16 protein-coding genes, 1 tRNA gene and 1 riboswitch are annotated in these 21,083 nt (G+C 69.2%); of the genes, 8 read left to right on the top strand and 9 right to left on the bottom strand.

Annotation, left to right across the window (positions count from 1 at the left end; genetic code table 11):
- Window positions 1-116: 116 nt before the first annotated feature.
- From ACEN9J_RS02715 to cysS, 6 genes are all read right to left on the bottom strand, one after another.
- Window positions 117-209: transfer RNA gene (locus ACEN9J_RS02715), tRNA-Ser, on the bottom strand.
- Window positions 210-236: 27 nt separating this feature from the next.
- Window positions 237-1,505, bottom strand: coding sequence for an aspartate kinase (locus ACEN9J_RS02710; protein ID WP_057594462.1), 1,269 nt, complete (start codon window positions 1,503-1,505; stop codon window positions 237-239).
- A 79-nt stretch (window positions 1,506-1,584) separates the two neighbouring features.
- The gene (gene tilS, locus ACEN9J_RS02705) at window positions 1,585-2,550 is read right to left on the bottom strand and encodes a tRNA lysidine(34) synthetase TilS (protein WP_413763219.1); all 966 of its coding nucleotides are present in this window, start codon (window positions 2,548-2,550) and stop codon (window positions 1,585-1,587) included.
- A 19-nt stretch (window positions 2,551-2,569) separates the two neighbouring features.
- Window positions 2,570-3,550, bottom strand: a complete 981-nt coding sequence (locus tag ACEN9J_RS02700) for an acetyl-CoA carboxylase carboxyltransferase subunit alpha (protein ID WP_057594464.1) — start codon at window positions 3,548-3,550, stop codon at window positions 2,570-2,572.
- A 16-nt stretch (window positions 3,551-3,566) separates the two neighbouring features.
- Entirely contained in the window at window positions 3,567-4,220 is a 654-nt protein-coding gene (locus tag ACEN9J_RS02695; RefSeq protein ID WP_057594465.1) for a DNA-3-methyladenine glycosylase family protein, read from the bottom strand.
- Between the two features lie 17 nt (window positions 4,221-4,237).
- Window positions 4,238-5,617 (bottom strand): cysteine--tRNA ligase, encoded by a 1,380-nt coding sequence (gene cysS / locus ACEN9J_RS02690; protein WP_413763218.1) that lies wholly within the window; start codon window positions 5,615-5,617, stop codon window positions 4,238-4,240.
- Window positions 5,618-5,868: 251 nt separating this feature from the next.
- Between cysS and ACEN9J_RS02685 the strand changes: the two genes are divergently transcribed.
- From ACEN9J_RS02685 to ACEN9J_RS02665, 5 genes are all read left to right on the top strand, one after another.
- Window positions 5,869-6,459: a tetratricopeptide repeat protein gene (locus ACEN9J_RS02685; RefSeq protein ID WP_057594467.1), complete on the top strand. Its 591-nt coding sequence runs from the start codon at window positions 5,869-5,871 to the stop codon at window positions 6,457-6,459.
- Between the two features lie 111 nt (window positions 6,460-6,570).
- Window positions 6,571-7,158, top strand: a complete 588-nt coding sequence (locus tag ACEN9J_RS02680; RefSeq protein ID WP_082321896.1) for a peptidylprolyl isomerase — start codon at window positions 6,571-6,573, stop codon at window positions 7,156-7,158.
- Between the two features lie 32 nt (window positions 7,159-7,190).
- Entirely contained in the window at window positions 7,191-7,703 is a 513-nt protein-coding gene (locus ACEN9J_RS02675; protein WP_057594469.1) for a peptidylprolyl isomerase, read from the top strand.
- 25 nt (window positions 7,704-7,728) lie between these two features.
- Window positions 7,729-8,505: a UDP-2,3-diacylglucosamine diphosphatase gene (locus ACEN9J_RS02670; protein WP_261212802.1), complete on the top strand. Its 777-nt coding sequence runs from the start codon at window positions 7,729-7,731 to the stop codon at window positions 8,503-8,505.
- 14 nt (window positions 8,506-8,519) lie between these two features.
- Window positions 8,520-9,326 (top strand): zinc-dependent peptidase, encoded by an 807-nt coding sequence (locus ACEN9J_RS02665; RefSeq protein WP_413763217.1) that lies wholly within the window; start codon window positions 8,520-8,522, stop codon window positions 9,324-9,326.
- Here the strand turns inward: ACEN9J_RS02665 and ACEN9J_RS02660 are convergent.
- The 3 genes from ACEN9J_RS02660 to ACEN9J_RS02650 all read right to left on the bottom strand — a co-directional run bounded on the left by ACEN9J_RS02660 (window position 9,323) and on the right by ACEN9J_RS02650 (window position 17,678).
- Window positions 9,323-10,618, bottom strand: a complete 1,296-nt coding sequence (locus ACEN9J_RS02660) for a flavin-dependent oxidoreductase (protein ID WP_413763216.1) — start codon at window positions 10,616-10,618, stop codon at window positions 9,323-9,325. The two genes, ACEN9J_RS02665 and ACEN9J_RS02660, sit on opposite strands and share 4 nt — an antisense overlap.
- Window positions 10,619-10,721: 103 nt before the next feature.
- Window positions 10,722-13,580: a DUF349 domain-containing protein gene (locus ACEN9J_RS02655; RefSeq protein ID WP_413763215.1), complete on the bottom strand. Its 2,859-nt coding sequence runs from the start codon at window positions 13,578-13,580 to the stop codon at window positions 10,722-10,724.
- A 225-nt stretch (window positions 13,581-13,805) separates the two neighbouring features.
- Entirely contained in the window at window positions 13,806-17,678 is a 3,873-nt protein-coding gene (locus tag ACEN9J_RS02650) for a DUF748 domain-containing protein (protein WP_413764536.1), read from the bottom strand.
- Window positions 17,679-18,276: 598 nt separating this feature from the next.
- On the opposite strand from ACEN9J_RS02650, the gene ACEN9J_RS02645 reads away from it, so the two are divergent.
- The 3 genes from ACEN9J_RS02645 (at window position 18,277) to nrdR (ending at window position 21,076) form a co-directional block, all read left to right on the top strand.
- A complete protein-coding gene (locus ACEN9J_RS02645) occupies window positions 18,277-19,143 on the top strand; it encodes a lytic transglycosylase domain-containing protein (protein WP_057594473.1) in 867 nt (288 codons plus the stop codon).
- A 44-nt stretch (window positions 19,144-19,187) separates the two neighbouring features.
- A riboswitch (ZMP/ZTP riboswitch) is annotated at window positions 19,188-19,322 on the top strand.
- Window positions 19,323-19,363: 41 nt separating this feature from the next.
- The gene (gene glyA, locus ACEN9J_RS02640) at window positions 19,364-20,608 is read left to right on the top strand and encodes a serine hydroxymethyltransferase (RefSeq protein WP_057594474.1); all 1,245 of its coding nucleotides are present in this window, start codon (window positions 19,364-19,366) and stop codon (window positions 20,606-20,608) included.
- Between the two features lie 24 nt (window positions 20,609-20,632).
- A complete protein-coding gene (gene nrdR, locus ACEN9J_RS02635; protein WP_057594475.1) occupies window positions 20,633-21,076 on the top strand; it encodes a transcriptional regulator NrdR in 444 nt (147 codons plus the stop codon).
- The last annotated feature ends 7 nt before the right edge of the window (window positions 21,077-21,083 follow it).

Here is a 21,083-nt window from a genome sequence, read left to right as displayed (position 1 = left end):
GTGGCTGTAGCGGGACGACCTGGGAAGATTTCGGCGGGATTATGGACGATGTCCCAATGAAAAAGCCCCGACGCTTGGAAGCATCGGGGCTTAGTGGGATCGCTTTGGACAATCCTTGGCGGAACCGGAGGGATTCGAACCCTCGATGAGGCTCTACACCCCATACTCCCTTAGCAGGGGAGCACCTTCGGCCACTCGGTCACAGTTCCTGAAAGAAGCCGAGATTATGCCATCACTCAGGCGGCTGGTTGGTCCAGATCGAAGGCTTTGTGCAACGCGCGCACCGCCAACTCCATATATTTTTCGTCGATCACGACCGAGGTCTTGATCTCGCTGGTCGAAATCATCTGGATGTTGATGCCCTCTTCGCTCAGCACGCGGAACATCTTGCTCGCCACGCCCACGTGGCTGCGCATGCCGATGCCCACGATGCTGACCTTGCAGATCTTGGTGTCGCCGACGATCTCGGTCGCGCCCAGCGAAGGCATGACCTTGGCCTGCAGCAGGTCGACGGTGCGCGCGTACTCGTTGCGGTGCACCGTGAAGCTGAAGTCGGTCTTCCCGTCCTTGCTGAGGTTCTGGATGATCACGTCGACCTCGATGTTGGCGTCGGCCACCGCACCGAGGATGTGATACGCGATGCCCGGCTTGTCGGGCACGCCGAGCACCGAGATCTTGGCTTCGTCGCGGTTGAAAGCGATGCCGGATACGACGGCTTGTTCCATGTTTTCGTCTTCCTCGAAAGTGATCAGCGTGCCGGACTTGGCCTCTTCATTGATGTCGATGTCCCAGGGCGTGAAGCTGGACAGCACGCGCAGCGGCACCTTGTACTTGCCGGCGAATTCCACCGAGCGGATCTGCAGCACCTTGGAGCCCAGGCTCGCCATCTCGAGCATCTCCTCGAAGCTCACGGTCGAGAGGCGGCGCGCATCGGGCTCGACGCGCGGGTCGGTGGTGTAGACGCCGTCGACGTCGGTGTAGATCAGGCACTCGTTGGCCTTCATCGCGGCCGCGATCGCCACCGCCGAGGTGTCGCTGCCGCCGCGGCCCAGCGTCGTGATGTTGCCGGCATCGTCCACGCCCTGGAAGCCGGTGATGACGACCACGCGGCCGACCGCGAGGTCGGCGCGCACGCGGGCATCGTCGATGCTCTCGATGCGGGCCTTGGTGTAGGAGCTGTCGGTGCGCACCGACACCTGCCAGCCCGCGTAGCTCACGGCCTCCACGCCCTCGGCCTGCAGCGCGATCGCCAGCAGCGCCGACGAGGCCTGCTCGCCCGTGGAGGCGAGCATGTCGAGCTCGCGGTTGTGCGCCTCGGCCGGTTTGCTGGGCGCGAGCTCTTTCGCCAGGCCGAGCAGGCGATTGGTTTCGCCGCTCATGGCACTCGGGACCACGATCATCTGGTGGCCGGCGCGCGCCCACTTGGCGACGCGCTTGGCGACATTGCGGATGCGCTCGGTCGAGCCCATCGACGTGCCGCCGTATTTGTGAACGATCAATGCCATGGGTGAATTCTGAGAGAAGAAAAATCCCGCGCTTCAACCATATGCGGCGCATGCGGCGAAGGCGGCGCCCCGCAGGCTGTCAGCGCGAGGCTGGTGGCGAGGGCGGGGCATTGTACCAATGCAGCCGATCCCCCCTGCGTTCGGCGAAACCGTCGGCCACCTTGAGGTGGATCCGGTGGCCGCGCGTGGTGCAGGCGCGGACCTGGTCGAGCCACTGGTCGAGCTGCGCCGCGCTCGGTGCGCGACCGTGCACGCGCGCGAGCCAATGGCGCAATACGTTGGCCTGCCGGGCACGCGACAACGCCTGCAGCGCGGCGATCCGCGGCGGCTCGCCGACGGTCTCCAGATCCTGCGCCGCGACCTCGTCGAGCAGTTGCTGCGCCTGCGCCGCATGGCCGGCACTGCGCGCGAAGGTGCCGCGGAACTGCGGGAAGGCCTCGGCCAGCGCGGGCAGCAGCACGGCGCGGATGCGGTTGCGCGTGAAGCGCGCGTCGGTGTTCGTCGGATCCTCGATCCACGGCAGCCCGGTGGCCTCGAGCCACGCGCGGATCTCGCTGCCAGGCACCGCGAGCAGCGGCCGATGGAAGTCGATGCCGCCGCGCAGCGCATGCGCGGGCATGGCCGAAAGACCCGGCAGCCCCGCGCCGCGCGACAGCGCCAGCAGCAGGGTCTCGACCTGGTCGTCGGCGTGATGGCCCAGCGCGATGGCGCGCACCCCCTGCTCGCTCGCCATCGCGGCCAGGGCCTCGTAGCGCGCGCGCCGCGCCGCGTCCTCGGGGCTGTCGCCGGCCGCATGGCGCGCATCGACGCGCCGCACGCTCGCGGGCACGCCGAGCCGCTCGCAGACCGCGCGGCAATGGCGTTCGAAATCGTCGGCCGCCGACTGCAGGCCGTGATGCACGTGCAAGGCACGCACCTGGCCCGGCCAGCGCTCGGCGCAGGCGGCCAGCAGTGCGGTGGAATCGGCCCCGCCGCTGAAGCCCACGGCCAGCGGCAGATGCGCCGGCTCGAACGCGGCCAGGGCCCGTTCGAAGGCGGCGGTCATGAAAGCTGCGTCGGCCGGCTCAGCGGCCGGCGTCGGCCTTGGTGTCGGTGAAGCGGCCGTAGCTCTGGAGGCGCTCGTAGCGGCGGTCGAGCAGTTCGCGCGGCTTCAGGTCGCTGACCTGGCGGAACGCATCGTTGAGCGCGCGCTTGAGGAAGGCGGACATCTGGCGATGGTCGCGGTGCGCGCCGCCGACCGGCTCGCTCACGATCTTGTCGACCAGGCCCAGGGCCTTGAGGCGGTGCGCGGTGATGCCGAGCGCGTCGGCGGCTTCCTGCGCCTTCTCGCTGGTCTTCCAGAGGATCGAGGCGCAGCCTTCGGGGCTGATCACCGAATACACGGAGTACTGCAGCATCAGCACCTGGTCGCCGACCGAGATCGCCAGCGCGCCGCCGGAGCCGCCCTCGCCGATGATGGTCACGATGATCGGCACCTCGAGCTGCGCCATCTCGAAGATGTTGCGGCCGATGGCCTCGGACTGGCCACGCTCCTCGGCGTCGATGCCGGGATAGGCACCGGGCGTGTCGACGAAGGTGAAGACCGGCAGCTTGAACTTCTCGGCCGTCTTCATGAGGCGCAGCGCCTTGCGGTAGCCCTCGGGCTTGCTCATGCCGAAGTTGCGCGCGGTGCGCTCCTTGGTGTCGCGGCCCTTCTGGTGGCCGAGCACCATGCAGGGCGTGCCGTTGAAGCGCGCGAGGCCGCCGACGATCGAGAGGTCGTCAGAGAAGTGGCGGTCGCCGTGCAGTTCGACGAAGTCGGTGAAGATCTCGTGGACGTAGTCGAGCGTGTAGGGGCGTTCCGGATGCCGCGCGATCTTGGTGATCTGCCAGGGCGTCAGGTCGCTGTAGATGTCCTTGGTGAGTTGCTGGCTCTTTTTGCCGAGCTGATCGATTTCTTCCGAGATGTCGACCGCGGATTCGGTCTGCACATAGCGCAATTCTTCGATCTTGGTTTCGAGCTCCGCGATGGGTTGCTCGAAGTCTAGGAAGGTTCGTTTCGCCAACGTCTTCTCCTGTTTTTCAGTATGCGACGACCGGCGCCGGGTCGAGAGAGCGCCAAATATACCAAGTCGCCACGCTGCAATACGGGGCCCAGGCCACGGCCACGTCGCGGGCATCGCTGCGGCTGACGGGGTCGCCCGAAAAATAGTTGACGCTGATGCCGTTGAGCAGCCCCAGGTCGTCCACGGGCAGCACGTTGGGCCGCATCAGGTGGAAGATCAGGAACATCTCGGCAGTCCAGCGCCCGATGCCGCGGATGGCGACGAGCTCTTCGATGATCAGCTCGTCGGCCATGTCCTTCCAGGCATCGACGTGCACCTTGCCCGAGTCGAAATGCAGCGCGAGGTCGACCAGGTAGTCGATCTTGCGCACCGACAGGCCGGCCGCGCGCATGTCGTCGACCTTGAGCTTGAGCACGTTGCGCGGCGTGAGCTTGCGCGGCAGCGCGGCGAAGCGGTCCCAGACCGACTGCGCGGCCTTCACCGAGATCTGCTGCCCGACGATGCTGCGCGCCAGCGTGACGAAGGCGTCGCCATGCGATTCGAGGCAGGCGTCGCCGAACTGCGGAATCAACCGCTTCATCACGCGGTCTTTCTTGGACAGATGCCTGCAGGCCTCCTCCCAATAGTCCGGCGTGATGATCTCGACGCTCGTCTTGGGCAGGGTGGGCATGGGATTGGTCGTTCCGTTCACTGGGCAACGGCCCAGGTGGTGCCGGTGGGCGAGTCCTTGAGCACGATGCCCTGGTCGAGCAGCTCCTTGCGGATGCGGTCGGCCTCGGCGAAGTTCTTCGCGGCCTTGGCATCGGCACGCTGTGCGATCAGCACCTGGATGGCCGCGTCGTCGAGCGCGCTGCCCGCCTGCAGGAAGGCCTGCGGGCTGCCCTGCAGCAGGCCGAGCACGCCGCCCAGCGCCTTGAGCAGGCCCGCGACCTCGGCCGAGCGCGTGCGGTTGACCTCGCCCGCGAGCTCGAACAGCACGGCGATCGCCTCGGGCGTGCCGAAGTCCTCGTCCATCGCGGCCTTGAAGCGCGCCGCGTGCGATTGTGTCCAGTCGATCGCCACGTTCGCGGGCGCCACCGCGTCGAGCGCGGTGTAGAGGCGCTTGAGCGAGTTGCGTGCATCGTCGAGATGCACGTTGCTGTAGTTCAGCGGGCTGCGGTAGTGCGTGCGCGCGACGAAGAAGCGGATGGTCTCGGCGTCGTACTTCTCGAGCACGTCGCGGATCAGGAAGAAGTTGCCCAGGCTCTTGGACATCTTCTCGTCGTCGACGTTGATGAAGCCGTTGTGCATCCAGGTGCGCGCGAACGGCGCCTGGCCGGTCGCGCCCTCGGATTGCGCGATCTCGTTCTCGTGGTGCGGGAACTGCAGGTCGGCGCCGCCGCCGTGGATGTCGAAGCGTTCGCCCAGCAGGTCGCAGGCCATGGCCGAGCACTCGATGTGCCAGCCCGGGCGGCCGGGCCCGAACTCGCTGGCCCACTTCACCTCGTCGGGCTCGCTGGGCTTGGCGCTCTTCCAGAGCACCGGGTCGAGCGGATCGTCCTTGCCGTCGAGCACGGCCACGCGCTCGCCCGCATGCAGCTCGTCGAGCGACTTGCCGCTGAGCTTGCCGTAGCCGGGAAACTTGCGCACCGCGTAGTTCACGTCGCCGTTGGGCGCGCGATAGGCCAGGCCCTTCTGCTCGAGCGTGCCGATCATCGCGAGCATCTGCGGAATGAACTCGGTGGCGCGCGGCTCGTGCGTGGGGCGCTCGATGCCGAGCGCATCGGCGTCCTCGTGCAGCGCATCGATCATGCGGTCGGTCAGCGAACGGATGCTCTCGCCATTCTCGACCGCGCGGCGGATGATCTTGTCGTCGATGTCGGTGATGTTGCGCACGTAGGTCACGGCGAAGCCGCTGGTCTTGAGCCAGCGCTGCACCACGTCGAAGGCGATCATCGAGCGCGCATGGCCCAGGTGGCAGAAGTCGTAGACCGTCATGCCGCAGACGTACATGCGCACCTGACCGGGCAGCAAAGGGGAGAACTCCTCCAGTTCACGCGAAAGCGTGTTGTAGATGCGCAGACTCATGAGATTCGGAAAGCGTCGTGTCGCGCTCGTGCGATGCGGGCGAACGACGGTGTTTTCAGGGGTGATGGGGCTGTGGCGACGAGGCGGCTGGACAGGGGCCCTCGGCTACAATGCCGGGCAGTATAAACGGCTGCCGCCGAGTCTTCTTCCGGGTGTTTTCGAGCCCTTGCGCAGCGCAAGGCTTGCTCCCGACCCGGCTCCACCCCGCCCCCAATTCCGCGGCATTCGTGCCGCACTTTTGCAGAGGCTTCATGAAGAACGCCGTGTTTCCCAGACTTTCGATCGCCATCGCCCTGCTGTTCGGCCTGTGGGCCTCCGCGGCCCAGGCCAACGACTACGACGACGTCAACCTGCTGCTGCGCCAGGGCAAATCGAACGAGGCGCTGGCCAAGGCCGACACCTACATCGCCGGCAAGCCGCGCGATCCGCAGATGCGCTTCCTGCGCGGCGTGATCCTCACCGAGCAGGGCAAGAAGGACGAGGCCGTCAAGACCTTCACCCAGCTCACGCAGGACTTCCCCGAACTGCCCGAGCCCTACAACAACCTCGCGGCGCTCTATGCCTCGCAGAGCCAGTTCGACAAGGCGCGCGATGCGCTCGAGACCGCGCTCAAGCTCAACCCCAACTACGCCACGGCCGAGGAGAACCTCGGCGACGTGTATGCGCGCCTCGCCGCCCAGTCCTACACCAAGGCGCAGCGCTTCGCGACCACCAACACCAGCGTCGCGCCGAAGCTCGAACTGATCCGCCAGATCTTCACGCCGAAGGCCGAAGCCGACGCGGCCGCGCTGCCCGGCGCCGCGCCCGTGGTGCGCAAGCCGGTGGGCCGCACCAGCAAGTAGGCGACGCGAGCCGCCGTCGAAACGCGGCCTCGCGCCGGAACGTTTTTCGCAGGCTCGCGCTCCCACGGCCAGCCTTCATCCTTTTCATCCCTCGGACACGGAGCTCTTTCCTTGACGATCCAAGCCCTCTCCCGTTTCAGCCGCCGCGGCGCCCTCGTGTTCGCGGCCACCCTCGCCTTCGCCGCCGCGGGCCATGCCCAGGCACAGCAGCGCGTGAAGCTCGCGACCTCGGCCGGCGACATCGTGGTCGAGCTCGATGCGGCCAAGGCGCCGAAGACGGTCGAGAACTTCCTGCAGTACGTCAAGGACAAGCACTACGACGGCACCGTGTTCCACCGCGTGATCGACGGCTTCATGATCCAGGGCGGCGGCTTCACGGCCGACCTGCAGCAGAAGCCCACGCGCGCGCCGATCCCGCTCGAGGCGAGCAACGGCCTGAAGAACGACAAGTACACGATCGCCATGGCGCGCACCGGCAACCCGAACTCGGCCACCTCGCAGTTCTTCATCAACGTGAAGAACAACGACTCGCTCAACGCCCCCAACCCCGACGGCTACGGCTACACGGTGTTCGGCAAGGTGGTGGCGGGCACCGACGTGGTCGACAAGATCCGCGGCGTCGCCACCGGCAACAAGAACGGCATGCAGAACGTGCCGGTCACGCCGGTCGTGATCCAGTCCGCCACCCTGGCGAAGTAAGCCAGCCCCACCCCTTTCAAGGAGCATCCAGCATGAGCAATCCCCAAGTCGACCTGCACATCCAAAACCTCGGCGTGATCACGCTCGAACTCGACGCCGAGAAGGCGCCGAAGTCGACCGCCAACTTCATCGAGTACGTGAAGAAGGGCCACTACGACAACACGGTGTTCCACCGCGTGATCCCCGGCTTCATGGTTCAAGGCGGCGGCTTCGAGCCCGGCATGAAGCAGAAGCCCACCGGCGCGGAGATCGAGAACGAGGCCAACAACGGCCTGAAGAACGCGGTCTATACCGTGGCGATGGCCCGCACCAGCGCGCCGCACTCGGCCACCGCCCAGTTCTTCATCAACGTGGCCGACAACGGCTTCCTCAACCACACCGCCCCCTCGGCCCAGGGCTGGGGCTACGCCGTGTTCGGCAAGGTGGTCAAGGGCACCGAGGTGGTCGACAAGATCAAGGCCGTGAAGACCGGCCGCAAGGGCTTCCATGACGACGTGCCGCTCGAGGACGTCGTGATCGAGAAGGCCGTCGTCGTCGGCGAATGACGACAGGGCCGGCGGCGGCATGAGCATGGCAGCCACTGCACCCGCGGCCTTCGCGGAACTGGTGGCGCCTGCCTCCTGGCGCACCGTCGACCTGATCTCCGACCTGCACCTGCAGGCCGGCGAGCCCGCCACCTTCGAGGCCTGGCGCGGCTATCTCGAGACCACGCCGGCCGACGCGCTGGTGATCCTCGGCGACCTGTTCGAGGTCTGGGTCGGCGACGACGCGGCCGACGAGCCGGGCTTCGAGGCCCAGTGCGCCGAGCTGCTGCGCCGCACGGCCGCGCGGCTGCCGGTGTTCTTCATGCACGGCAACCGCGACTTCCTCGTCGGCGCCGCGCTCGCGGCCCGAAGCGGTCTCACGCTGCTCGACGATCCCACGGTGCTGGTGCTGCACGGCGAACGCTGGCTGCTGAGCCATGGCGACGCGCTGTGCCTGGACGACACCGACTACCTGCGCTTTCGCGCCCAGGTGCGCACGCCCGAGTGGCAATCGGCCTTTCTCGCGCGCCCGCTCGCCGAGCGCCGCGCCCTCGCGCGCGCGATGCGCGTGCAGAGCGAGGACCGCAAGCGCGATCCCTCGGTGGTCTGGGCCGACGTCGATGCCGATGCGGCGCGCGACTGGCTCGCGCGTGGCAACGCACGCACGCTGATCCACGGCCACACGCACCGCCCCGCCGACCACGACCTCGGCAACGGCCTGCGCCGCCTCGTGCTCAGCGACTGGGATGCCGCCGCGCATCCGCCGCGCGCGCAGCTGCTGTGCCTGTCCCCGGCGGGCGCCCAGCGCGTCGATCTGCGCTAGACACACCCCACGCGATGCTCGACTGGCTGCGCCGCCTGCGCCATCCGCGCGCCCTGCCCCCGATTCCCGAAGCCGCCTGGCAGGCCACGCTCGCGCGCTATGCCTTCCTGGCCGAGCGCCCGGTCGCCGACGTCGAGCGGCTGCGCGCGCTCACGGCGCAGTTCCTGCGCGACAAGCAGTTCCATGGTGCCCAGGGCTTCGTCATCACCGACGAGGTCGCGCTCGCGATCGCGACGCAAGCCGTGCTGCCCGTGCTGCACCTGCGCGGCGGCCTGGCCTGGTACGACGATTTCGTCGGCATCGTGGTGCATCCCTCCGAGGTGGTCGCCCAGCGCAAGGTGGTCGACGAGGCCTCGGTGGTGCACGAATACGAGGAAGTCGTGGCCGGCGAGGCCATGGACCACGGTCCGGTGATGCTGAGCTGGCAGGACGTGCTCGCCAGCGGCGCCACCAGCGAGGGCGGCTACAACGTGGTGATCCACGAGTTCGCCCACAAGATCGACATGCGCGGCGGCGATGCCGACGGCTGCCCGCCGCTGCCGCCGGGCTTCGCGGGCAGCCGCAATGCGCGCGAGGCGCGAGCGGCCTGGCTCGGCGTGCTGCAGCCCGCCTACGAGGCCTTCCGCGAGCAGACCATCATGGCCGAGCGCTTCGGCGCCGAGCCGCCCTGGCTCGACGACTATGGCGCGACCTCGATCGGCGAATTCTTCGCGGTGGCCTGCGAGGCCTACTTCGTGAACCGCGCGAACTTCGGGCGCGACTTTCCGGGCGTGCTCGAACTGTTCGACCGCTTCTTCGGCCCGCCGCCGAGCCGAGGCTAGGCGGCGATCCTCGCGCCCGGCGCGATCGTCGACGGCGCCGCGTTGAGGGTCTCGATCGCGAAGCCGGCCGCGGCCTTGTAGCGCGCCATGTAGGCTTCGCGCTCGGCCGCCGGAATGACCTGCTCGATGTCGTCGAACACGCCGCCGCAGCGCTCGTCGACCAGGCCCAGCAGGCCGAACGGACCGGCTCCGCGGTTGCGCAGCACCAGCGCCGAGATGTCGGCGCACAGGCGCTCGTCGTAGGCGCGCAGCGCGGCCGGCGTCACGCCGTGCGAGAGCATGGAGGCGCCGAGCACGCGCGCATCGACGATGGCCTGGCTCGCGCCGTTGGAACCCACCGGGTACATCACGTGCGCGGCGTCGCCGAGCAGCGCGACATGGCCGTCGACCCAGGTCGGCACCGGGTCGCGGTCGATCATCGGGTACTCGAAGACCTCCTTCGCGCCGCGCAGCATCGAGGGCACGTCGAGCCAGCCGAAGTCCCAGCCCTCGAAGTGGTGGGCGAAGTCGCTCAGTTCGACGCGCCGGTTCCAGTCGCCCTGCGTCCAGCCCTCGGCGTTGTCGACCGTGATCTCGGCGATCCAGTTGATGGTGGCCAGGCCCGTGGCGGGATCGGGCGGCGAGATCGGATAGAGCACCACGCGATGCCGCAGCGAGCCGACGCCGACGAAGGACGCGCCGCTGCGCACCGGCACGCCCGGCGTGGTGCCGCGCCACATGATGGCGCCGCCCCACTGGATCGGCGGCTGCCGCGGATGCATCTGCGCGCGCACCGCCGAATGCAGGCCGTCGGCCGCCACCAGCAGGCGGCCCTCGACCTCGCTGCGCTGGCCGTCGCGCGACTCGACCAGCGCGGTCACGCCCTGCTCGCCGTTGCGATAGCCCGTGACCCGCTGGCCGAGCTGGATCGCATCCGGCCCGAGCCGCTCGAGCGCCGTGCGATACAGCAGCATCTGCAGCTCGCCGCGATGCAGCGAGTACTGCGGCCAACGGTAGCCCGCGCGCAGTCCGCGCGGCTCGGCATAGACCTCGTTGCCGTTGCGCCCGACCAGCGCCCATTCGCGCGCCTGGATGCCGATGCGGTCGAGCAGGTCGTTGCCGATGCCGAGCTCGTGCAGTTCGCGCACCGCGTTGGGCTGCAGGTTGATGCCCACGCCCAGCGGCTGCAGCGCGGGCACCGCTTCGAGCACGCGGCAGGGCACGCCGATCTGGTGCAGGGTCAGCGCGAGCGAAAGACCGCCGATGCCGCCACCGGCGATCAGTACGGGAGATGCGTCAGGAGTGGAGGCCATGCGGCGATCGTCGGAAGTCGGAAAAAGGAAAGGCCGCACGAAGCGGCCCGAGGAATGCCGGGCTCGCCACGGGCGCCCGGGCCCGCGGCGGCGCCTCGGCCGCTTACTTGCGCAGCAGCGCCTTCAGCGCGTTCTGCAGGCGCCGCGCGCTGGTCACGTCGTGCGCAGCGGCCAGCACCTTGCCGGCATCCTGGCCCCAGGTCTGGGCCGGCGCCGGATCGCCGCGCTTGGTCAGCAGCTTGAGCTGCAACGCACGGCGTGCTTCGAGCTGCTCGGCGGGCGTGGGCACTTCGGCGGCCATCTCGAGGCGCAGCAGCGCTTCGGCGGCCTCGTCGGCACGCGCGGCCGGCGAAGCGCCGATTGCCTGCGACCAGCTGCTGCGCACCGCGGGCGTGACCGCGCGGCCGAGTTCCTGCACGCTCGGCAGGCGCGCGGCATCGCGCTGCTCCCAGGCGCCGAGCACCTGGGTCAGCGCTTCGCCGTGGGCCTGGGCCGCCAGCTTGCGCAGTGCCATGTCGGCACGCTCGAGCGCCTCGCGCTGGGCACGGAAGGCGGTGTCGCCCAGGCGAGGACCGCGGTCCTCGCGCGGCGGGTAGTCGCCGAAGCGGCCGCCCGGTGCGCCACGGTCGCCGCGATCGCCACGGCCATCGGGGCGCGGACCGCCACGGTCGCCGCCCGGACGGCCAGGACCGCCGGGTCCGCGCCGGTCGCCGAAGCGGCCAGCGCCACGGGCCGCGGGTGCCGCGGGTTCGGACTTGCGGTTGCCCGGACGGTCGTCGCCGCGCACGGCCACCACCGGACGGGGCGCGGGCTTGGGCGGCGCGGCCGGCGCCGGGGGTTCGGCCGCGGCGGCTTCGCCGGCATCGTGCGCCGCGCTGTCGGCACGCGCCGAGGCGTCGGCACCGTCGGCCGGAGCCACCAGGTCGGGCGCGGCGGCGGATTCATGGGCCGGCACGGCCGCGGGCGAAGCCTCGGCATCGCCGGGCGACGGCGCCTGCTCGGCGCTCTCGCCGAATTCGGCGGCCGCCTGGTCCGGTCCAGCCACCTCGGTCGCGCCGACTGCCGGGCCGTCGCCCGATGCGGCCCGTTGCGGCGCCGGTGCCGGAGGCGGCACCTCGCCGCGCAGCGCGGCTTCGAGCTGGGCGATGGCGGCGCGGATCTTCTGCGCGTCGCCGCTGGCATTGGCCGCATCGAGCGCCTTCGAGGCGTTGAGCACGTGGCGATCGCGTTCGCTCATCGCGGCGGACGCCTTCTCGCGCTCGGCCGACTTGCGGTTGAAGGCTTCGTCGATGGGCGCGCGGAAGGCGTCCCAGAGCTTCTGTTCCTGGCGGCGGTCGAGCGGCACGCCCTGCGCCTCGGCCTGCCAGCGCTGCTGCAGCGCCTTGACGGCGTCGATGCGCAGCACGGGCTGGGCGCCCAGTTCGGTGGCTTCGGCGATCATGGCCTGGCGGCGTTCGATGCTGGCCTTCTGGGCGGTCTCGAACGGCGCGCGGGCGGCGCCGAAAGCTTCGTTCCATTGCGGCTGAAGCTCGGCGAACACCTTCTCGCCCACGTGGCCGGCGTCGCGCCAGCGGTCGGCGAACTGGTGCAGCGCGCGGTTGTGCGCCTTCAGGTCGGTGGCGCCCGCGTGTTCGGCGGCCCAGGCCTTGACCTCCTCGATCAGGGCCACGCGCAGCGCGCGGTGCTCGGCCGCGTCGGCGCGCACCTTCTCGAGCCAGGCCTCGACCACCTTGTGGGCCTCGTTGCAGGCTTCGTCGAAGCGCTTCCACAGCGCATGGTTCGGCACGCCGCCCTGGTCGGCCTGCTTCCACTGGTCGCGCAGGGTGCGCAGGGTTTCCTGCATCTTGCGGCCGCCCAGGGCCTGGCCTTCGGGGCGCTTGAGCAGGCCCTCGGCTTTGGCCACGAGGTCCTCGCGCACCTTGTCGGCGCTCCAGCGCTGCCAGCCTTCGAGCTCGCCGGCCGCCACCAGCGCGGCATGCACGCGCGCCTCGAGCGGGGCCTCGACCAGCTTGCCGTGTTCCTTCAGCACCGCGCGCAGCGCGGCGGCGGCGCCGGCGCTGGCCTTGCCATGGCCTTCGGCGGTTTCCTGCTCGAGCTTGGCCAGCGCGGCCTGCACGGCCTCCTGCGCGGCGGCGCGCACCGCGGGATCGATCTTGGGTGCCGGCGGACGCGCGGGTGCCGCGGCCTTGGGCGCGACGGCCTCGCCGCGCGCGGCGCGCAGTTCGTCGGCCCAGACGGGCACCGGCGGCAGCGGCGCGGCGGCATCGGCCGCGGCGGCGATGGCCTGCGCCAGCGCGCTGTGGAAGGCGTCCGACACCACGAGCAGCTGTGCCTTCGAGGCTTCGAGCTGCGGCGCGAATTTGGCGTCGAGGCTGGTCCAGTTGGCGTCGGCGGCGATGTCGGCGGCCTGCTGCTGCCAGTGCGTCACGTCGGTGCGCAGCGATTCCTCGGCGACCTGCGCATCCTTCCAGCCCTTGGTCGACAGCACCTCGAAGCGCTGCGCCAGCAGCACGGCGGCCTCGCGGTGGACCTGGGCGCGGTGCTGCAGGTCCTCGATGCCCTTGATGCGCTCGGCCAGCCGTGCCTTGAGGCCGGCCAGCGGCTCGCGCGACAGCGGCGCGCCGGCCTTGGCGGCATCGCGCTGCCAGGCGAGCGCGTCGGCGATGTTGAGCTTGGACTGGCCCAGCAGGCCCTCTGCCTTCTGCGCCCATTCGGCGGCGATGGCCTCCTGCCCCTTGGCGCGCTTGAGCTCGTCGAGTTTCTCGCGCAGCAGGCGGGCGGCGCCCTTGTCGCGGCCGCTCAATTCCTTGAAGACTTCCTGCATCTGCTCGGGTGCCGGATTGCTCGCGAGCCAGTCGCGGATGCGCGAGGCACGTTCGCCCGAAGTCGGCGCGGTGAAGGCGCCGCCGGTCAGCGAATCGAGGGCCTGAAGGTCGTGTGGCTTGGAAGAATTAGAGGTCACGTGCGCGAGATCGTTGTCTGAAGAGAGAAAGCGAAGGCGCCGGCAGAGGCCGGCGCAGACCGCCATTTTGACCCACTTGCCGCGCGCCGTCGAAATCCGCCTTGCGACGCGACCCGGCGATGCGGCGAAACGACGCCGGGGCCGGGGGCGCCGCGGGGGAAAACGGTGCCTGCATATATAGCAATGCACCGCAGAAAACCAAGGGCCCCGGGGCCCCGCCGGCGCTCAGCGCATCGCGAGCTTGAGCTCGGCGCCCGGCTTCCAGTCGTCGCCGCTGGCCGTGGTGCGCACCGCGCCGAGGAACAGGCGCTCGCTCGTCAGCTTCTGCGAGAGCAGATAGTCGCGCACGGCGGCCCCGCGCTCCACCGCCAGCTGGCGCATCGACTCCTCGTCGACCGGCACGCTCGCGAGCAGCAGGTTCTCCATCTCCTTGAGCGGCAGGTCCTTGGCCAGGCCGACCATGTTGCGCGGCTTGGTGATGTCGGCGCGCTTGTAGACGGCGGTCAGCAGCGCGGGGTACTCGGCGTCGGTGACCGGCGGCACGTCGGTGCCGGCCTGGCCGCCGCGCACCGCGGCGCGGCGCTTTTCGGCCAGGGCCATCTGGCGCACGCGCTGGCGCTGGTAGGCATCGCGCTCCTTCTCGAGGCTGGAGGTGCCGATCACGGTCATCTCGAGCGTCGGCCGGTCGACCAGCGCCTTCACGACCTTGTCGAGGCTCTCCTTGGCCGAGGCGCTCAGCACCGAGCTGCCGGCCTCGAAAGTGATGGTGCTCGACTCGCCGCTGCCGCCGCCGCCCAGGCCGCCGGTCAGCAGGCTGAACGGCGCGGTGACGGCCTTCACGATCAGATTGACCACCGCCTTGAAGATCAGCGGCCCGATGCTGAACTGCGGATCGTTGAGCGAGCCGCGCAGCGGCAGGTCGACGTCGATCACGCCGTTGCGGTCGGCCAGCAGCGCCACCGCGAGCTTGACCGGCAGGCTGTTGGGCGCGCCGGCGACCTCCTCGCCGAACTGCAGCTGGTTGAGCACCAGCTTGTTGGTGGCGGTGAGCTGGCCGTCGGGCGCGATCTTGTAGTTGACGTCCATGCTCATCTTGCCGCGCTCGATGCCGTGGCCGGCGTAGCGCACCGAGTACGGCGACAGCGGCGCGAGGTCGAGGTCGCGCATCTTCGCGGTGATGTCGAGCTCGAGCGGCTTGGCCAGCGGATTGAGCTTGCCGGTGATCTCGAGCGCCGCGGTCTGCTGCGCCTTGCCGCGCAGCTCGAGCTCGGCGAGTGCCGGCCGGCCGCCCTGCCCGTTCGGCGGATTGGACGAGAAGGAACTGAGCTTGCCGGTCAGCTCGCTGAGGTCGGCCGAGTAGTTGGGCTTGACGAACAGGTCGGTGAAGTCGATCTTGCCGTTGACCAGGCTCATCGGGCCGAAGTTGATGACGGGCGCCGGGCCGCTCGGTGCTGCGGGCGCGGCCTGGGCCACCGCGGCGGGCGCGGAAGCCGGTGCCGCCGGCGTCGAAGGCCCGCCGACCATCAGCTCGGCCGGCACCGGTGCGCCGCCACCCGCGGGCCGCTCGGATCCGCGCGTGGTGGTGGTCATGCCGCCCAGGCTGCGGCGCGAACGGGTCTCGGCCGTCGTGGCGGCGGCGGCCTTGGACTCGGCCTCGCCCTTCTTCGTGAGGCTCAGCAGGTTGAGCTGGCCGCTGGGATCGATGATGACCCGGGCGAAGAAGTCGGTCAGCGTGGTCTCGCGCACGTCGACCGTGGGCGCCGCGTTGGGCTCCAGGCCCACCTGCAGGCCGCGCAGGCTCAGCGTCTTCCAGCTCAGCAACTGGTTGTCGTTGCGGTCGAAACCCGGCGACTGGGTCAGCGACACGCTGTTGGCGCGGAAGTCGTCGAGCGCCGTGTCGCCCGCGAGCTTCACGCTCATGCCGGCCGGGGCGCTCGCGTAGTTCACGCTGCCGCGGTAGCTGACGAAGGCCCGGCGGATGTCGACGTTGAGCGCGTCGGCGTAATAGGCCTTGAACGCATGGGCCGGGAACGAAGCCACCTCGAGCCGGCCTTCGGCGGCCAGCGGCTTGAGCACGACATGGCCCTTGTAGTCGAAGCGGCCCGGATCGGCGCGGCGGCCCGAGCCGATGCGGCCCGACACCTGCAGCGGCGACTTGGTGGCGGTTTCGGGGGCGAGCTTCTGGGCATTGAGCTTGAAGGCCGTGATCTCGACCGCGACCGGCGTGGCCCCGGCCTTGTCGGCGTAAGAGAGGCTGCCGTTGTCGACCGCGAGCGTGCCGACCGTGAGTGCCCAGGGCCTGGTGTTGGTGCCCGGCGGCGCCGATTCGGGGCCGCTGCCGGCCGGCTTGGGTGCCGCCACCTTGGCTTCGGCTTCGGGCTTGCCGCTCGCGCCGGCCGGCGTCTTGAGCCAACGCTCGAACATCCAGCGCTTCTCGCTGTCCCGCTCGATGCTGAGCTTGGGATTGGTGGCGGTGAAGGTGCCCACGGCCAGCGTGTGCTTCGCCATGTCGACCTCGGTATCGAGCAGCTCGAAGCGGCCGACGCTCGCGAGCGCGGTCTTGGCCTGGGTCAGCGCGAGGTTGTCGGCCGCCACCCGCCTGGCCTTGAAACGCAGGTCCGGCGGGGCCCAGGCGATGTCGATCTGGCCGCTGAGCTTGCCGTCGAGCGTGGGCTCGAGGCTGTGGGCCAGGTACGGCGCGGCCAGCGACAGCGGCAGCGCCTCGACCTCGGTCTGCACGTCGGCCGCCTTGTCGGTACCGCTGCCCTTGAACTTGAGCGTGGCGCCGCCGACCGCGGTGCTGCCGCTGAACTGGGCCGGCTTCTCCATCGGCCAGGTGATGGCGGTGACGTCGAGGCCCAGATCGGTGACGTCGATGGAAGCGCCGGGCTGCACGGTCTCGTCGCGCCAGCCGATGCGCCCGCCGCTGAGGGCGACCTTGTCTACCTGGACCTTGAGCACGGGCTTGGGCGCCGCCGCGCCCGCGGCACCGCTGGCGGCACTGGCAGATGAAGCGGGCGGTGCCGGCGGCTTGGCCGCGACCACCTTCTCGGTCTGGCCGGTGGCCGGATCGCGCGCCATCAGGTTGAGCTGGCCCGAGGCATCGCGCGCCACCACCAGTTGCGGGCTCGCCAGCGCGACCTCGCTGAGGTGGAACACCGACTCGAGCGGCCGCACGTCGGCCAGCGCGAGCTTGAGCGAGTCGAAGGCCAGCAGGTCGCGCCCGCGCGCGTCGGCCAGCTTGGCGCCGTGCGCCTCGACCGTGCCGGTGACCTTGAGGCCCACCGTGGCGGCCTGCTGGAAGTCGATCTTCAGGTCGGCGTCGAGGCTGCCGGCCTGCAGTTGCACCGGCATGCCGCCCGGGATGTAGCCCAGGTAGGGCACGAGATCGAGCCCCTTGAACTGCACGTGGGCATCGGTCTTGCGGCTGGCGGCGAAGGGGGTCGACTGCGCGGCCGAGTCGAACTTGCTGCCGTTGAGCGCGAAGGCCAGCTTGGGCTCGGTATTGACCTCGCGCTGCGAGGCCAGGTTGCTGAGGAACGGCACCTTGAGCACGAAGTCGCGCAGCTCATGGCGGCGCTTGACGGTCTGGTCGTCGAAGTCGACCGCGCCCTCGGTGATCGCGATGTTGTAGATGGCGAAGCGCGCGGGCTCGGCCTTGGGGTCGGGCGGCGGGCCGGAGGCCAGCTTGGCGAGGATGTCGTCGATGTCGTACTTGCCGTCGGCCTGGTGGGTCAGCAGGATGGCCGGCGCCTCCACGCTCACCGCATCGATCACGGGCGCGAGGCGAAAGATCGACTGCAGCTCGGCATCGGCATAGATGCGCCGCACGGCGAGCTGGGTGCCCTTGCCGTCCGCGGTGGCGATGCGCAGGTTGTTGAGCGTGAGCTCGAGGGTCCAGGGCTTGAAGCCGATGCGCTCCACCGTGACCTGGCGGCCCAGCTTCTCGCTCGCGATCTTCTGCAGCTGGCTCTTGGCGATCGGCGGCACCGCCAGCCAGGCCAGGACCCAGAGGCCCAGAAGCACCAGCGGTGCAACGATTCCGCGTCGCACCCATTTGTTCTTCCTTAAGCTTTGTATCGAGGCGGCTGCATTCATTCGCGCGAGTGTGCCCCAAACAGATGCCAAGCCAGAAACAAGAAAGCCCGGCGACGCGACGAATGTCATGTCACCGGGCTTGATGGCGGGCATACGACCCATTGCCATCGTTTCGCTCGACCGGAAGTCGATGGTTCCTGTCGTGCTGGCGGCAAGAGATTGCCGCCGTGGTTCCTCCGCCGTGCGGCCCCGGCTCGCACCGTGACCGGCTGGCTTCGGAAAGCACCTGAAAACCTCAGGCCCGTTCAGCTTAGGCGGCCTTCCCCGGCTTTTCAAACCCGATGTTGCAAGGGATTTCCCTTAAGAAAGACGCCGTCTCGCGGGTCGGTTTGAAACATTTGTTCGACAGTTTTAAGAATTAAGACGGAATTCCTTATGCTTGACCGGGTATTTAGCAACGATAGAATCCCGCCTGCTCCGGACGCCCGACGCGACGGAGCCACCCTGTATCCGCTGCCGACTCCCCCCGGCTTGATCAGGCGGCCGCGCACCTTATCCCCCGAGCGCGGAACCTGATTGGTACCAATCCAAGCGCCGCTGCCTCCATCCCATCGCCCTTCCCGGCGCTGCGACAGGTGCCGCACAGAAAGGAAGAGCGATGAACAAGGCGTTTGATGCCACGGCCCGCGGGCTGAGGACATTCGTGTCCGATGTGGCAGACGGCTTTTTTGAAATCACGCACAACGGTTTCGCCCTGCTGGGCCTGGCCATCGTGTTCGCGGCCCTCGCCCTCGTGGCGCGGCCCGACCTGCGCCATCAAGGCGAGGAACAGCTCATGGGCTGGCTGCAGTCGCGCAAACCCGCGCCCGAAGCCACCGACCTCGAGCCGACCGCGATCGAGCGCACGACGGCCGCGAGCCCCGGCGACCTGCCCAAGCAGCAGGCCGCCGTGGCCTACTGGCTCAGCAAGAAGTACCGCGTCGCGGCCGAGCCGCTGAGCGTGCTCGTGGCCGAGGCCTACAACATCGGCAAGCACACCAAGCTCGACCCGACGCTGATCCTCGCGATCATGGCGGTCGAGTCCAGCTTCAACCCGTTCGCGCAGAGCCAGGTCGGCGCGCAGGGGCTGATGCAGGTCATGACCCGCGTGCACGGCGACAAGTACGAGCCGGCCGGCGGCACGCTGACCGCCTTCGACCCCGTCACCAACATGCGGGTCGGCGTGAAGGTGCTGCAGGAATGCATCGCCCGCGCCGGTTCGCTCGAAGGCGGCCTGCGCTACTACGTGGGCGCGGCCAACCTCGAGGACGACGGCGGCTACGCCGGCAAGGTGATGGCCGAGCGCGAGCGCCTGCTGCAGGTGGCCAGCGGCCGCGCGCCCTCGCCGTTCGCGCCGACGCCGCCGGTGCTGCGCCCGCAGCCGCTGCCGATACCGGTGGTAGCCCCGGCCAAGCCCGACGAGACGACCGAGCCGGCCAACGGCCCGACGCCGCCCAAGGTGGCGCTGCTGTCCGCCGTCTCCTGAATCTCCTTTCGCGCGCCGCCGGGCCAGCCCGATCCGCTACACTCGGCCCGGTACGCGACTGGCGATAGGCGCGGTGCCGACGAGGCACCCGCGCTGACGTGGACTACCACTGGGAAGCGTACCGCCCGCGACGTCGCTCCAGACGCACGGGCGATCAGCCGTTCGCCTGGGCAGCCCTTGTTTGGTTGAAGAACAAGGACCTCGTCTTCAAAGGACTGCCATGTACCAACGCAACATCCTGGTCGAACAGACCGATCCCGAAATCTGGGCTGCCATCCAGGCCGAAAACGCGCGCCAGGAACACCACATCGAGCTGATCGCGAGCGAGAACTACGCCTCGCCGGCCGTCATGGCCGCGCAGGGCTCGCAGCTCACCAACAAGTACGCCGAGGGCTACCCGGGCAAGCGCTACTACGGCGGCTGCGAGCACGTCGACGTGGCCGAGCAGCTGGCCATCGACCGCGTGAAGCAGATCTTCGGCGCCGAAGCCGCCAACGTGCAGCCCCATTGCGGCGCCTCGGCCAACGAGGCCGTGCTGCTGGCCTTCCTGAAGCCCGGCGACACCATCATGGGCATGAGCCTGGCCGAAGGCGGCCACCTGACCCATGGCATGCCCCTCAACATGAGCGGCAAGTGGTTCAACGTGGTGAGCTACGGCCTGGATGCCAACGAAGCCATCGACTACGACGCGATGGAGCGCAAGGCGCACGAGCACCAGCCCAAGCTGATCATCGCGGGCGCCTCGGCCTACTCGCTGCGCATCGACTTCGAGCGCTTCGCCAAGGTGGCCAAGGACGTGGGCGCGATCTTCATGGTCGACATCGCCCACTACGCCGGCCTGGTGGCCGCGGGCGTCTACCCGAACCCGGTGCCGCACGCCGACATCGTGACCTCGACCACCCACAAGAGCCTGCGCGGCCCGCGCGGCGGCATCATCCTGATGAAGTCGCAGCACGAGAAGGCGATCAACAGCGCGATCTTCCCGGGCCTGCAAGGCGGCCCGCTGATGCACGTGATCGCCGCCAAGGCGGTGGCCTTCAAGGAAGCCCTCTCGCCCGAATTCAAGGCCTACCAGCAACAGGTGGTCAAGAACGCCCAGATCGTGGCCGAAACGCTCACGCAGCGCGGCCTGCGCATCGTGAGCGGACGCACCGAGAGCCACGTGATGCTGGTCGACCTGCGCGCCAAGGGCATCACCGGCAAGGAAGCCGAGGCCGTGCTGGGCAGCGCCCACATGACCATCAACAAGAACGCGATCCCCAACGACCCCGAGAAGCCGATGGTGACCAGCGGCGTGCGTGTCGGCACGCCGGCCATGACCACGCGAGGCTTCAAGGACGAAGAGGCCCGCATCACCGCGAACCTGATCGCCGACGTGCTCGAGAACCCGCGCGATGCCGCGAACATCGAGGCCGTGCGCGCCAAGGTCCATGCGCTGACCAGCCGTTTCCCGGTCTACCGCTGATCTCGAAGAAGAAGCCCTGACCGCATGAAATGCCCTTTTTGCGGTCATCTCGAAACGCAGGTCGTCGAGACCCGCGTTTCGGAAGACGCCGACTTCGTGCGCAGGCGCCGCCAGTGCGGTGCCTGCGACAAGCGCTTCACCACCTACGAGCGTCCCGACGTCAATTTCCCGGTCGTGGTGAAGAAGGACGGCAGCCGCGCCGACTTCGACTCGACCAAGGTCCGCGCCTCGATGATGCTGGCGCTGCGCAAGCGGCCGGTGAGCATCGAGCAGATCGACAACGCGCTGCTGCGCATCGAACAGAAGCTGCTCGCCAGCGGCCTGCGCGAGATCGAGTCGACCAAGGTCGGCGAACTCGTGATGCGCGAACTCAAGAAGCTCGACAAGGTGGCCTATGTGCGCTTCGCCTCGGTCTACCGCAGCTTCGAGGACGTGGACGAGTTCCGGCAGCTGCTGCGCGACATCTGAGCCGTGG

The organism is Variovorax sp. Varisp41, assembly GCF_047325085.1.
Classification (GTDB): Bacteria; Pseudomonadota; Gammaproteobacteria; order Burkholderiales; family Burkholderiaceae_C; genus Variovorax.
This window is presented reverse-complemented; position numbering and strand designations above follow the sequence as displayed.